Origin of the sequence: Pseudomonas sp., from assembly GCF_049300855.1 — a bacterium.
Taxonomy (GTDB): Bacteria; Pseudomonadota; Gammaproteobacteria; order Pseudomonadales; family Pseudomonadaceae; genus Aquipseudomonas.
The window spans coordinates 157076-170263 of record NZ_JBAQKH010000026.1 but is presented as its reverse complement, the minus strand read 5'-3'; the positions used below and the strand labels follow the sequence as shown (position 1 = coordinate 170263).

The window sequence follows — 13188 nt, the reverse complement described above, 5'->3', positions numbered from 1 at the left end:
ACGGGTCTTTTCCTACGAACACGGCGAGCCGCACATGCCTGTACGCAATCGAGCAAAAAACTGATGGCCACCCCCTGGCACGTTCTTGGCGCCGGCAGCCTCGGCACGTTGTGGGCCACACGTCTGGCTCGGGCCGGCCTGCCGGTCCGGCTGATCGTGCGCGATGCCGAACGTTTGCAAAACTATCAAGCCGCGGGCGGCCTGACGCTGGTGGAACACGGTGTGGCCACTACCTACGCGGTGCCCGGCGAAACACCCGACAGCCCCGAGCCGATCCGCCGTTTGCTGGTGGCGTGCAAAGCCTACGACGCCGAAAGCGCAGTCGCTCGTCTCGCCCCGCGGCTGGCAGAGGACGCCGAACTGATCCTCCTGCAAAACGGCCTCGGCAGTCAGGACGCCGTCGCCAACGTTGTACCGCAGGCCCGCTGCATCAGCGCTTCAAGTACCGAGGGGGCTTTCCGTGATGGCGACTGGCGCGTGGTATTCGCAGGCCATGGTTACACCTGGCTGGGTGATGCCGGCCATCCGGTCGCGCCCATCTGGCTGGACGATCTCGACGCAGCAAAAATCCCCCATGAATGGAGCACCGACATCCTCACAAGGTTGTGGCGCAAACTGGCGCTCAACTGTGCGATCAATCCGCTCACTGTGTTGCACGAATGCCGCAACGGCGGATTGCAGGAACATCACTGCGAAGTCGCTACGCTGTGTGGCGAACTGGCCGAACTGCTGGAGCGCTGCGGCCAACCGGCTGCAGCAGAAAACCTGCAACAGGAAGTCGAAAGGGTCATCCTTGCTACCGCCGCCAATTACTCATCGATGTATCAGGACGTCGCCAATCAGCGCCGCACCGAGATCAGCTATCTGCTGGGCCACGCCTGCAAAGTCGCCGCGCGCCACCAGTTGAACCTGCCGCACCTCAAGCAATTGCAGCAACGACTGATCACGCATCTGCACAGCCTCGGATTGCCCAGCGACTGAGCAGCGGCTACGCTGGCGACTTGTTCCTTTGCTGCGATAAACCTGATGCCATTGCGCCAGCGCCTCGAAAACCTGCCGGTCGGCCAGAAACTGCTGGCCGCCCTGCTGGTGCTGTTGACCACGGTCTTGCTGGTCGCCAACCTGACTTTTATCAGCGCCGCCTATTACATCTCCCAGGAAAGCATGGCGCCGCAGGCGTTGCAGACCATCGGTCGACTGATTTCCAACCCGAGTCTGGTCAGTGAAGCCCTGCAATCACCGCAAAGCGCCGAACGCCTGCTCAAAGAACTCGACAGCTATTCCCCCCTGCGCGCCGCCGCATTGTATGACGGCAAGGGCGAACGCCTGGCGCAAGTCCAGCGTGGCGACAAACTCAGCCTGCCGGAACGCTACCGGCACATTGAAGCCTGGCAACTCACCGAATTTCGCAGCAACCAGTTGATCACCCTGCCCCGCCCCGGCACCGCGCCCGGTCATCTATTGCTGGTGGCCAGCAGCGAACTGCCGATGGCGTTTTATACCGGCACCCTGACCGCGAGTCTTGGCATTCTGATTTTCAGTGTGCTGTTGTGGCTGGTGATCGCCCGGCAGATCAAACGCCTGATTACCCGGCCGATCCATCAGCTTGAGGAATTGTCCCGCCAGGTCACCCGGGAAGAGAACTACGCCCTGCGCGCCTCTCGCGGTAACCACGACGAAATCGGCAGTCTGGCCGAGGCGTTCAATACCATGCTGTCGCGCATCGAGGCCCGCGAGCAGCAGCTCAAGCGCGCCCGCGACGACTCGCAAGCCGCGTACGATCAGGCGCAAGGGCTGGCCGAAGAAACCCGCCACACCAACCGCAAGCTGGAACTGGAAGTCCAGGTGCGCAGCAAGATCGAGAAGAAGCTCACCGGTTTCCAGAACTACCTCAACAGCATCATCGACTCGATGCCGTCGGCGCTGATCGCCCTCGACGAACAGCTTTACGTCACTCAATGGAACCAGGAGGCCAGCGCCCTCTCCGGCACACGTCTGGACGAAGCGTTGAACCAGCCGATCTTCCTTGCCTTCGAACCGCTCAAACCGTTTCTGCCACAGCTCAAGGAAACCGTCGAACAACACAGCGTGGCGAAAATCGAGCGGGTGACCTGGTTCAAGGACGACGAGCCGAAACATTACGCACTGACCTTCTATCCGCTGATGGGCGGTGCCGGGCGTGGCGTGGTGATCCGTATCGACGACATCACCCAGCGTCTGTCGCTGGAAGAAATGATGGTGCAGTCGGAAAAAATGCTCTCGGTCGGCGGCCTCGCGGCCGGCATGGCCCATGAAATCAACAACCCGTTGGGCGCGATTCTGCACAACGTACAGAACATCCGCCGGCGGCTCTCGACGGACCTGCCGAAAAACCTCGAAACCGCCGAACAACTGGGCATAGAACTGGACTCGGTAAACCGTTATCTGCAGGGCCGCGAAGTCCCGCAATTGCTCGACGGCATTCAGCAGGCCGGCGCCCGCGCGGCGAAAATCGTCACGCACATGCTCAGTTTCAGCCGCCGCAGCACCCGGCAAATGGCGCCGTGCGACCTGCCGGCACTGATCGACCAGGCCGTGGACATTGCCGGCAACGACTTCGATCTGGCCATCGGTTTCGACTTCAAGGGTCAGGCGATCATCCGCCAGTTCGACCCGGCGCTGGGCCCGGTGCCGGGCACCGCCAACGAACTGGAACAAGTGCTGCTCAACCTGCTGAAGAATGCCGCGCAAGCGATACACCAGCGCGAGGGCGACAGCGAGCCGGGGCGCATTATTTTGCGCACCCGCCTCAATCCGCCGTGGGCCGAGATTCAGGTCGAGGACAACGGCATCGGCATGAGCGAGAGCGTGCGCAAACGCACCTTCGAGCCGTTCTTCACCACCAAGGAAATCGGCCAGGGCACCGGCCTTGGCTTGTCGGTGTCGTACTTCATCATCACCAACAATCACAAAGGGCAGATGGAGGTGCAGTCAGCACCGGGTCAAGGCACCTGCTTCACCCTGCGCCTGCCGCTGGCGCAACCTGCGCCGATTGCGGTCGAAAACAATCAACTACCGAGGTAACCCATGGGCTTTCGCTTGTCGAAGATCTACACCCGCACTGGTGACAAAGGCGAAACCGGCCTGGGCGATGGCCGCCGCGTACCCAAGGATCACCCGCGCATCGAAGCGATTGGCGAGGTCGATACGCTCAACAGTCAGGTCGGTGTGTTGTTGGCCGGGTTGCTTGCCGAGCGCGAGGCGTGTCCGGGCCTGAATGAGCTGATTGAGGTGTTGGCGCCTTGTCAGCATCGCTTGTTTGATTTGGGTGGCGAGTTGGCGATGCCGGAGTATCAGGCATTGAACACCGCCGAAATCGAACGGCTGGAGGCGGCGATCGATGTCTGGAATGAAGAGCTGGGGCCGTTGGAGAATTTCATTCTGCCGGGTGGCTCGATGCTGATTGCGCAGGCGCATGTGTGTCGGAGTCTGGCGCGGAGTGCCGAGCGCCGCTGTCAGCACCTGAACGCGGTGGAACCGTTGGCCGGGGTTGGGTTGGCGTATATCAATCGGTTGTCGGATTTGTTGTTTGTGGCGGCGCGGTTGATTGCGCGGCGGCAGGGAATTGCAGAGATTCTCTGGCAGCCGGCCCGAAAACCCACAGAGATGTAGCGCCTGACAGATCGCCTTCGCGAGCAAGCTCGCTCCCACATTTGGCTGCATTCCAACTGGATGAACCCAATCAACTGTGGGAGCGAGCTTGCTCGCGAAGAGGCCGGCAGCCTTTACAGAGATTCAGGCCAGAACGCGCGAATCCCCGCCACGCCTTGTGCACCAACGCCCCAGGCTTTTTCGCGCTCAACCGGGCCAACTCCGCCCAACAGAAACACCGGTTTACTGAAGCCTTCGATCAACGCCCCGGCCTGCTCCCAGCCCAGCGGCTGCGCATCAGGGTGCGTCAATGTCGGTTGTACCGGCGACAGCGTAACGAAATCCACGCCCATCTGCTCGGCCAGCGCCAACTCTTCAGCGTTGTGGCACGACGCCGCCAACCAGCGCTCCGCCGGCAACGGACGCCCCGCCGCCGCGTATTTACGCAACTGTGCAGAGGTGATGTGCCAACCGGCCGACGGGAAATCGCCAAGCCATTCGAACGGCCCCTTGATCATCAACTGCGCCTTGCCCGCGCACAGCCCGACCGCATCGACCGCCAGATCGCGGTACTTGGGGTCATAGCCATTCGGCGCACGCAACTGAATCAATTTGATCCCGCCGGCAATCGCCTTCTGGATACCGCGCAGCAACGCCGGGGTTTCCAGATCTTCCGGGGTGATCAAGTACTCGGCTGGCAGGCGCGCCGCCGCCACGATCGGCTGGTTAGCCGCCGGGAATTCGTAGTTCGCCAGTTCTTTCGCCGTAACCCAGGCCAACGGCTGGCCTTCGGCACCGTGCGGCTCACCGGTGAATGCCGAGACTTCCCAGACATCCAGCAACACCTGCTTGTCCGGATAGTCGTGACGCACTTTGATCAACGGTCGGGCAGCGCCAACGACGATGCCCAACTCTTCCTGCAACTCACGGGCCAGTGCGCTTTCGACCGACTCGTCGGCCTCGACCTTACCGCCGGGAAACTCCCACAGACCACCTTGATGCTGGCTGTCGGCGCGGCGGGCGATGAGGATTTTGCCGCTGTCGTCACGAATGACCGCAGCGGCGACGTGTACACGTTTCACGGATTCAACTCCTCCAGTCCGGCCTTTTGCCACGCCTTGAACGCGGGCCATTGGTAGACGGTTTCAACATAGGCTTCGTCGGCGGCCGGCAGTTGCACCTGATAAGTGCGCAGACGCACGGCAATCGGCGCGAAGAACGCATCGGCCAGACTGACCCGGCCAAACAGATAGGGTCCGCTCTCGGTGGCGGCGGCACGGCACTCGGCCCACAGCGCGAGCATGCGCTCGATATCGACCTTCACTTCTGGCGGCACCGGGTTCAGCGGCGCGTCATGGTTGAGGTTGAAGGGCATGTGATTGCGCATGGCGAAGAAGCCGCTGTGCATCTGGGCGCAGGCGGATCGGGCCTGGGCACGCGCGTAAATATCGCTCGGCCAGAGTTGCTCGGACGGAAACTGCTCGGCGAGGTATTCGGCAATGGCCAGCGAGTCGGCAATCGTGCCACGCGAGGTTTGCAGCAGCGGCACCTTGGCGGTCGGCGAATGCTTGAGCAGCAGCGCGCGGGTGTCGGGTTTGCCGAGTTTGATCAGTTCTTCGCTGTAGGGTGCGCCGGTCAATTCAACGGCCAGAGCGGCGCGCAGGGACCAGGAGGAAAGCAGTTTGTCGCCGATGATCAGGTGCAAGGACATGGGTGAATACCTTCTTCTCAGGGAAACAATCCAGAATGTCTGGCGTCTGTTCGTCCGTCATCGCGGGCAAGCCCGCTCCCACAGTGACTGAAGTCGCTCACAAATTTTGTGTACACCACAGAACTCTGTGGGAGCAGGCTTGCCCGCGAAGAGGCCGGCAGCCCGCTCCACCTATTGGATCAAGTGCGGTATTCGGCGTTGATCTTCACGTATTCATGCGACAGGTCGGTGGTCCAGATGGTTTCGCTGCAATCGCCGCGACCCAGCTCGATGCGGATAGTGATCTCTTCCTGCTGCATCACCGCCGAACCCTGCGCTTCAGTGTAGGTGGCTGCGCGCGCGCCACGGCTGGCGATGCACACATCGCCGAGGAACACGTCGATCTTGCTCACGTCCAGATCCGGCACGCCGGCACGACCGACGGCAGCCAGAATGCGGCCCCAGTTCGGATCGGAGGCGAACAGCGCGGTCTTGATCAGCGGCGAGTGCGCCACGGTGTAGCCGACGTCGAGGCATTCCTGATGGTTGCCGCCGCCATTCACTTCAACAGTGACAAACTTGGTCGCGCCTTCGCCGTCACGCACGATGGCCTGGGCCACGTCCATGCACACTTCGAACACCGCTTGCTTGAGCTTGGCGAACAGCTCGCCTTCGGCATGGCTGATTTCCGGCAGTGCGGCTTTACCCGTGGCGATCAACATGCAGCAGTCGTTGGTCGAGGTATCGCCGTCGATGGTGATACGGTTGAACGACTTGTTCGCGCCGTCGAGCATCAAGTTGTGCAGCACCTCGCGGGAGACTTTCGCGTCGGTGGCGATGTAGCCGAGCATGGTCGCCATGTTCGGACGGATCATGCCCGCGCCTTTGCTGATGCCGGTGACGGTGATGGTCACGCCGTCATGTTCGAACTGGCGGCTGGCGCCCTTCGGCAGGGTGTCGGTGGTCATGATGCCGGTGGCGGCGGCTTCCCAGTTGTTTTCCGACAGATCGTCCAGCGCGGCTTGCAGTGCGCCTTCAATCTTCTCGACCGGCAGCGGTTCGCCGATCACGCCGGTGGAGTACGGCAGGATCTGGCTGGCATCGACGCCGGTCAGCTCAGCCAGTTTGGCAGTGGTGCGCTCAGCGGCAGCCAGGCCCGGCTCACCGGTGCCTGCGTTGGCGTTGCCAGTGTTGGTCAGCAGATAACGCACGTCATTCTGTACGCGCTTCTTCGCCAGGATCACTGGCGCGGCACAAAAGGCGTTCAACGTGAACACACCGGCCACGGTCGAACCTTCGGCGCAGCGCATCACAACGACATCTTTGCGCCCGGGGCGCTTGATGCCGGCCGAGGCGATACCGAGTTCAAAACCGGCAACCGGGTGCAACGTTGGCAAAGGACCAAGACCAACAGCCATGAATGCGCTCCTTACTCAATGATGTCAGCACCGTCACTCGCCGCGACGGTGGTTTAAATGGCAAAACGCCGCGACGGCAGGAGCCGGTCGCGGCGCGGGTATTTCAGCGATTGAAACGGGGGTTACTGGATCTGCCCGTGGCAATGCTTGAATTTCTTGCCCGAACCGCAGTAGCACAGTTCGTTGCGGCCCAGCTTCTGCTCGTTGCGCACCGGCGCGGTGGCGAGGGCTACATCAACCTCTTCACCGAGTATTTCCGGTTGCTCCAGACCTGGCGCTTCGGCGTGTTCGAACTGCATGCGGGCGGCCAGTGCTTCGGCTTCCTGACGCAGACGTTGCTCTTCGGCTTCCGGATCTTCGCGGCGCACCTGAACGTGCGACAGCACACGGATCGAGTCGCGCTTGATCGAATCGAGCAGTTCGGAGAACAGCGTGAACGACTCGCGCTTGTATTCCTGCTTCGGGTTCTTCTGAGCGTAGCCACGCAAGTGGATACCGTGACGCAGGTGATCCATGGTCGACAGGTGGTCTTTCCACAGATCGTCCAGTACGCGCAGCACGATTTGTTTCTCGAACGAGCGCAGTGCGTCGGCACCGGCCTGGTCTTCTTTCTCGTTGTACGCCGCCATCAGCTCGGTCATGAGCTTCTCGCGCAGGGTTTCTTCGTACAGGTGATCGTCTTCGTCGAGCCATTGCTGGATCGGCAATGTCACGCCGAAGTCGCTGGCAATCGACGCTTCCAGACCGGCCACGTCCCACTGCTCTGGCAGCGATTGCGGCGGAATGTGCGCGCTGACGGTGGCGTTGAGCACGTCCTGACGGAAATCGGCGATGGTCTCACCGATGTTGTCAGCGGCCAGCAACGTGTTACGCATGTGATAAATCACTTTACGCTGTTCGTTGTTGACGTCGTCGAACTCGAGCAGTTGTTTACGAATGTCGAAGTTGCGGCCTTCAACCTTGCGCTGCGCCTTCTCGATCGCGTTGGTCACCATGCGGTGCTCGATCGCTTCGCCCGGCTGCATGCCCAGGGCTTTCATGAAGTTCTTCACTCGATCAGAAGCGAAGATGCGCATCAGGCTGTCTTCCAGCGACAGGTAGAAGCGGCTGGAACCGGCGTCACCCTGACGGCCGGCACGGCCACGCAACTGGTTGTCGATACGACGCGATTCGTGACGCTCGGAAGCAATCACCTGCAAACCGCCGGATTCCAGCACTTGCTGGTGACGCTTCTGCCAGTCGGCCTTGATCTGCGCGATTTGCTCAGGGGTCGGGTCTTCCAGCGAGGCGACTTCAACTTCCCAGTTACCGCCCAACAGGATGTCGGTACCACGACCGGCCATGTTGGTGGCGATGGTCAGGGCGCCCGGACGACCGGCCTGCGCGATGATCTCGGCTTCTTTTTCGTGGAACTTGGCGTTCAGAACCTTGTGTTCGATGCCTTCCTTCACGAGCAATGCGGACATGTGCTCGGAGGTTTCGATGGTCGCAGTACCCACCAGCACCGGACGACCGGCGGCCATGCTTTCCTTGATGTCCGCAACGATCGCCGCGTATTTCTCTTCGGCAGTGAGGAACACCAGGTCGTTGAAGTCTTTACGCGCCAACGGTTTGTTCGGCGGAATGACCATCACTTCCAGACCATAGATCTGGTGGAATTCGAACGCTTCGGTGTCAGCGGTACCGGTCATGCCGGACAGCTTGGTGTACAGACGGAAGTAGTTCTGGAAAGTGGTCGAGGCCAGGGTCTGGCTCTCGGCCTGGATGTTCAGGCCTTCCTTGGCTTCGATGGCCTGGTGCAGGCCTTCGGACAGACGACGGCCCGGCATGGTACGACCGGTATGTTCGTCGACCAGTACGACCTGACCGTCCTGCACGATGTATTCGATGTTGCGGTTGAACAGCTTGTGCGCACGCAGACCGGCATACACGTGGGTCAGCAGGCCCAGGTTGTGCGCCGAGTACAGGCTCTCGCCTTCAGCCAGCAGGCCGACGCGGGTGAGCATGTCTTCGATGAACTGGTGACCGGCTTCGTTGAGTTCGACCTGACGGGTCTTCTCGTCAACGGTGTAGTGGCCAGCCTTGGTGACTTCGCCTTCGACTTCTTCAACGTGCAGTTCCAGCTGCGGGATCAGTTTATTGATCTCCATGTACAGCTTGGAGCTGTCCTCGGCCTGACCGGAGATGATCAGCGGGGTACGCGCTTCGTCGATGAGGATGGAGTCGACTTCGTCGATCACGGCAAAGTTGAGTTCGCGCTGGAATTTTTCTTCCATGCTGAACGCCATGTTGTCGCGCAGGTAATCGAAACCGAATTCGTTGTTGGTGCCGTAGGTGATGTCGGCGGCGTAGGCCAGACGTTTCTCTTCCGGCGGCTGGAACGGCGTCACGACGCCGACGGTCAGGCCGAGGAATTCATACAGCGGGCGCATCCAGTTGGCGTCACGACGCGCCAGGTAGTCGTTCACCGTCACAACGTGCACGCCCTTGCCGGACAGTGCGTTGAGGTAAACGCCCAAGGTCGCTACGAGGGTTTTACCCTCACCGGTGCGCATTTCGGCGATCTTGCCTTCGTGCAAGGTCATGCCACCGACGAGCTGTACGTCGAAGTGGCGCATACCCATGATGCGCTTGCCGGCTTCGCGGGCGACCGCAAAGGCTTCTGGCAACAGCTTGTCGAGGGTTTCCCCTTTGGCGATGCGGGCCTTGAACTCAGCGGTCTTGGCGCGCAATTGATCGTCCGAAAGGGCCACCATTTGCTCTTCGAAGGCATTGACGAGCTGCACCGTCTTGAGCATGCGTTTGACTTCACGCTCGTTCTTGCTTCCAAAAAGTTTCTTTAACAAAGGCGCAAACATATCGGCAGGATCTTCCACACTAAAGGGATGGAGGGCGGCCCCGTGAGCGTCGCCCGTGCAGCCCTCATGGCCGCATGCGAACGAGCATTCTACCCGGAAACGGAAGTGAGGAAAGTGGCGATGTTCCACGATGCTGGCACTGCGCTTTGACGGGGCTCACTTAAAATAGGGGCGTTTTGCTCAACTTCAAGTCATACAAGGCAGAAGTTAGTTGTTGATTTAATGGGTAAAGCGGGGGCAAAAGCAATGGGCGAGTGAAACGGCTCCTTTCTGCTACCATGGCGTTTCTGTTACTTCAGGTGTTCGATCATGGCATTTCGCCCTCTTACGGCCAGAGCACCCGCCGTTCTATTACGCGAAGCCAAGCCGCTCAAAGCCATCCTCGGCCATGCCCAACGACTGGGTCATTTGCAACGCCTGCTCGAAAGCCAACTGCAACCCGCCGCCCGTGAACACTGCCATGTAGCGTCGTGGCGTGAGGGCAGTTTGTTGCTGATTGTCACTGATGGCCACTGGGCCACCCGCCTGCGTTACCAGCAAAAACGCTTGCAGCGGCAATTGCAGATGTTTGACGAGTTCGCCAGTTTGACGCGGATTCTGTTCAAGGTGCAGCCGCCGACGGTGCAGCGCGGAGCAACCGGGCACACGATGGATTTGTCGACGGATGCCGCGGCGACGATTCAGGCAACGGCGGACGGGATCAGTGATCCGGGGTTGCGCGCGGCGCTGGAGCGACTGGCGGCGCACGCCAAAGACAAAACCTGACAAATTCCCTGTGGGAGCGAGCTTGCTCGCGAATGCGGACTGTCATTCAACCTATGTGTTGCCTGACACGGCGCCTTCGCGAGCAAGCTCGCTCCCACAGGTTTCAGCGGCGTTTGCTGCCGCCGAGCAGCGACCCCATCAGGCCACGCACCAGTTGTTTGCCGAGGTTATTGGCAGCCTGACGCATGGCTGACTTCAAGGCCTGCCCTGCTGCCGTACCCAGGAACTCTCCAGCCCTGTCCGCCAGACTCGGCTCTTGCGAAGCCGCTGGCGCTTCAGCCTCTGGCGCCAGTCCTTTGCGTCCCATCAGAATTTCATACGCCGACTCACGATCGATCGGTTTGTCATAGCGCCCCTTGAACGGCGACCCGGCGATCAGCAGCGTACGCTCGGTTTCCGTCAGCGGACCGATCCGCGACTGCGGCGGCGCGACCAGTACGCGCTGGACCATTTCTGGCGTGCCTTTCTCGGTCAACGTACCGACCAGCGCCTCGCCAATCCCCAACTCGGTCAACACCGACAAACTGTCGAACGCCGGATTTGGCCGGAAGCCGTCCGCCACCGCGCGCAGGGATTTCTGCTCTTTGGCGGTGAAGGCGCGCAAGCCGTGCTGGATGCGCAGGCCCAACTGCGCCAGCACGTCATCCGGCAAGTCCGCCGGCGATTGCGTGACGAAATACACGCCAACGCCCTTCGAGCGAATCAGTCGAACCACTTGTTCGAGGCGCTCCTGCAAGGCCTTCGGCGTATCACCGAACAACAAATGCGCCTCATCGAAAAACAGCGCCAGCAGCGGTTTGTCGGCATCGCCGCGTTCCGGTAACTGTTCAAAAAGTTCAGCCAGCAGCCACAACAGGAACGTCGCGTAGACCTTCGGTGCCTCATGCACCAGACGGCTGGCATCGAGCAAATGAATGCGCCCGCGGCCGTCCGCCGCCGGTTGCAAAATGTCTTCGAGTTGCAGCGCCGGCTCGCCGAACAGCGCTTCGGCACCCTGCTGTTCCAGCGTCGCCAGACGACGCAACAGCGCCTGACTGGAACCGGTAGTCATCAGCGCGGCGTCCTCGCCGAGCATTTGCGGGTTGTCCTTGAGGTGATTGAGCAGCGCTTTCAGATCCTTCAGATCGAGCAGCAACAGACCTTCGCGATCGGCGACTTTAAAGGCTGCGTAGAGCGCCGACTGCTGACTGTCGGTCAGTTCCAGCAGGCTGCCGATCAGCAGCGGGCCCATTTCACTCAGCGTGGTGCGCAACGGATGGCCCGATTCGCCGTGGATGTCCCACAACGTCACCGGATACGCCTGCGGCTTGTAGTTGAGCCACGGCATTCCGGCAATGCGCTCGGCCACCTTGCCCTGCGGGTTGCCGGCAGCGCCGAGGCCACACAGGTCGCCCTTGATGTCAGCGGCAAATACCGCCACCCCAGCGTCGCTGAACGCCTCGGCCAAACGCTGCAAGGTGACGGTTTTACCGGTACCGGTGGCGCCGGCGACCAGGCCGTGACGGTTGGCCAGGCGCATCGCCTGAGCAATCTGTTGGCCTGCGAGATCAGCGCCGATTACGAGTTGCGAGGAGTCAGGCATTTTGTCACCTAATGGTTAATCTTTGATTCTGCATGGCCGATAAAAAGGAGTGAGAGACCCCGACCACAAGTCATGCCGGACATTTCCCTAAGGAGAGACGGAAATATCAGCTTGTTTTCAACCTTGCCCATTTTGCGCGCTTCTATAAAAGCATGCCCTGGACATTAAGACCTTAGCGGAACCCCAAGCCATGAACAAAAATCTGCGCTTCAGCCATAAAATTTTGCTTGCCGCCGCCCTCATCGTCATCGCCGCCTTCGCCTCGTTCACGCTGTACAACGACTGGTTGCAGCGCAATGCGATCCGCGATGACCTGAACAACTATCTCAATGAGATGGGCGAGGTCACCGCCGGCAATATCCAGACCTGGCTCAGCGGCCGCATTCTGCTGGTCGAGAACGCCGCCCAGAACATCGCCATCAACCCGGAACCGGCCAACGTCGCCAGCCTGCTGGAACAGAAGACCCTGACCTCGACGTTCATGGCCACCTATCTGGGCGATGCCACCGGGCACTTCACCATTCGCCCGGACACGAAAATGCCGGACGGTTTCGATCCGCGCGTGCGCCCTTGGTATAAAGGTGCCGAGAGCAGCAGCACCTCGACCCTGACCGAACCGTACATCGACGCGGCAACCGGCCAACTGATCATCTCCATCGCCACCGCCTCGAAAAAGGCCGGCCAGAGCGTCGGCGTGGTAGGCGGCGATTTGAGCCTGCAATCGCTGGTCGACACCCTCGCCGCCCGCGATTTCGACGGCATGGGTTATGTGTTCCTGGTCAGCGCCGACGGCAAGATCCTCGTGCATCCGGACAAGGCGTTGGTGATGAAATCACTGAAAGAAGCCTATCCACAGGACACCCCGCGCATCAGCAGCGACTTCAGCGAAGTCACCGTCGATGGCAAGACCCGCATCGTCACCTTCGCGCCGATCAAAGGCCTGCCGTCGGTGAACTGGTACATCGGTCTGTCGGTGGATAAAGACCAGGCATTCGCCATGCTCAGCCAGTTCCGTACCTCGGCGGTGATTGCCACCGTGATCGCGGTGGCGATCATCATCGCGTTGCTCGGCATGCTGATCCGTATTCTGATCCAGCCGCTGCACGTGATGACCCGCGCCATGGAAGACATCGCCGACGGTGAAGGCGACCTGACCAAACGCCTGACCATCGTCAATAACGATGAATTCGGTGTGCTGGGCACGGCGTTCAACCGTTTCGTCGAGCGTATTCATGGCTCGATCCG

9 protein-coding genes and 1 pseudogene are annotated in these 13188 nt (G+C 60.7%); 5 read left to right on the top strand and 5 right to left on the bottom strand.

The window, feature by feature from the left end; genetic code table 11:
* Positions 1-63: 63 nt before the first annotated feature.
* The 3 genes from WA225_RS10305 to WA225_RS10295 are packed head-to-tail and all read left to right on the top strand — an operon-like array spanning position 64 to position 3651.
* The gene (locus WA225_RS10305) at positions 64-981 is read left to right on the top strand and encodes a putative 2-dehydropantoate 2-reductase (RefSeq protein ID WP_422607857.1); all 918 of its coding nucleotides are present in this window, start codon (positions 64-66) and stop codon (positions 979-981) included.
* Positions 982-1026: 45 nt separating this feature from the next.
* Positions 1027-3063, top strand: coding sequence for a sensor histidine kinase (locus tag WA225_RS10300; RefSeq protein WP_422607856.1), 2037 nt, complete (start codon positions 1027-1029; stop codon positions 3061-3063).
* A gap of 3 nt (positions 3064-3066) precedes the next feature.
* Positions 3067-3651, top strand: coding sequence for a cob(I)yrinic acid a,c-diamide adenosyltransferase (locus tag WA225_RS10295; RefSeq protein ID WP_422607855.1), 585 nt, complete (start codon positions 3067-3069; stop codon positions 3649-3651).
* A gap of 113 nt (positions 3652-3764) precedes the next feature.
* Here WA225_RS10295 and WA225_RS10290 read toward each other — a convergent pair whose 3' ends face one another.
* The 4 genes from WA225_RS10290 to secA all read right to left on the bottom strand — a co-directional run bounded on the left by WA225_RS10290 (position 3765) and on the right by secA (position 9596).
* Entirely contained in the window at positions 3765-4712 is a 948-nt protein-coding gene (locus WA225_RS10290; protein WP_422607854.1) for a Nudix family hydrolase, read from the bottom strand.
* Complete coding sequence (locus tag WA225_RS10285; protein ID WP_422607853.1) at positions 4709-5341, bottom strand: glutathione S-transferase family protein; 633 nt, start codon at positions 5339-5341, stop codon at positions 4709-4711. Before WA225_RS10285 ends, WA225_RS10290 begins: the two co-directional genes overlap by 4 nt.
* Before the next feature lie 179 nt (positions 5342-5520).
* Positions 5521-6738: a bifunctional glutamate N-acetyltransferase/amino-acid acetyltransferase ArgJ gene (gene argJ / locus WA225_RS10280; protein WP_422607852.1), complete on the bottom strand. Its 1218-nt coding sequence runs from the start codon at positions 6736-6738 to the stop codon at positions 5521-5523.
* A 122-nt stretch (positions 6739-6860) separates the two neighbouring features.
* Positions 6861-9596: a preprotein translocase subunit SecA gene (gene secA, locus WA225_RS10275; RefSeq protein ID WP_422607851.1), complete on the bottom strand. Its 2736-nt coding sequence runs from the start codon at positions 9594-9596 to the stop codon at positions 6861-6863.
* A gap of 309 nt (positions 9597-9905) precedes the next feature.
* On the opposite strand from secA, the gene WA225_RS10270 reads away from it, so the two are divergent.
* Positions 9906-10361 (top strand): DUF721 domain-containing protein, encoded by a 456-nt coding sequence (locus WA225_RS10270; RefSeq protein WP_064391811.1) that lies wholly within the window; start codon positions 9906-9908, stop codon positions 10359-10361.
* Positions 10362-10464: 103 nt separating this feature from the next.
* Here WA225_RS10270 and WA225_RS10265 read toward each other — a convergent pair whose 3' ends face one another.
* Positions 10465-11943 (bottom strand): helicase HerA-like domain-containing protein, encoded by a 1479-nt coding sequence (locus WA225_RS10265; RefSeq protein ID WP_422607850.1) that lies wholly within the window; start codon positions 11941-11943, stop codon positions 10465-10467.
* Positions 11944-12133: 190 nt separating this feature from the next.
* Between WA225_RS10265 and WA225_RS10260 the strand changes: the two are divergent.
* Positions 12134-13165, top strand: a pseudogene (locus tag WA225_RS10260) (HAMP domain-containing protein); the annotation flags it as partial.
* Between the last annotated feature and the right edge of the window lie 23 nt (positions 13166-13188).

What these genes read in the sequence shown, in the direction of transcription:
- secA (WP_422607851.1), bottom strand. Translation starts at nt 9,596, where the DNA reads ATGTTTGCGCCTTTGTTAAAGAAACTTTTTGGAAGCAAGAACGAGCGT.
- WA225_RS10300 (WP_422607856.1), top strand. Translation starts at nt 1,027, where the DNA reads ATGCCATTGCGCCAGCGCCTCGAAAACCTGCCGGTCGGCCAGAAACTG.
- WA225_RS10285 (WP_422607853.1), bottom strand. Translation starts at nt 5,341, where the DNA reads ATGTCCTTGCACCTGATCATCGGCGACAAACTGCTTTCCTCCTGGTCC.
- WA225_RS10295 (WP_422607855.1), top strand. Translation starts at nt 3,067, where the DNA reads ATGGGCTTTCGCTTGTCGAAGATCTACACCCGCACTGGTGACAAAGGC.
- WA225_RS10305 (WP_422607857.1), top strand. Translation starts at nt 64, where the DNA reads ATGGCCACCCCCTGGCACGTTCTTGGCGCCGGCAGCCTCGGCACGTTG.
- argJ (WP_422607852.1), bottom strand. Translation starts at nt 6,738, where the DNA reads ATGGCTGTTGGTCTTGGTCCTTTGCCAACGTTGCACCCGGTTGCCGGT.
- WA225_RS10265 (WP_422607850.1), bottom strand. Translation starts at nt 11,943, where the DNA reads ATGCCTGACTCCTCGCAACTCGTAATCGGCGCTGATCTCGCAGGCCAA.
- WA225_RS10270 (WP_064391811.1), top strand. Translation starts at nt 9,906, where the DNA reads ATGGCATTTCGCCCTCTTACGGCCAGAGCACCCGCCGTTCTATTACGC.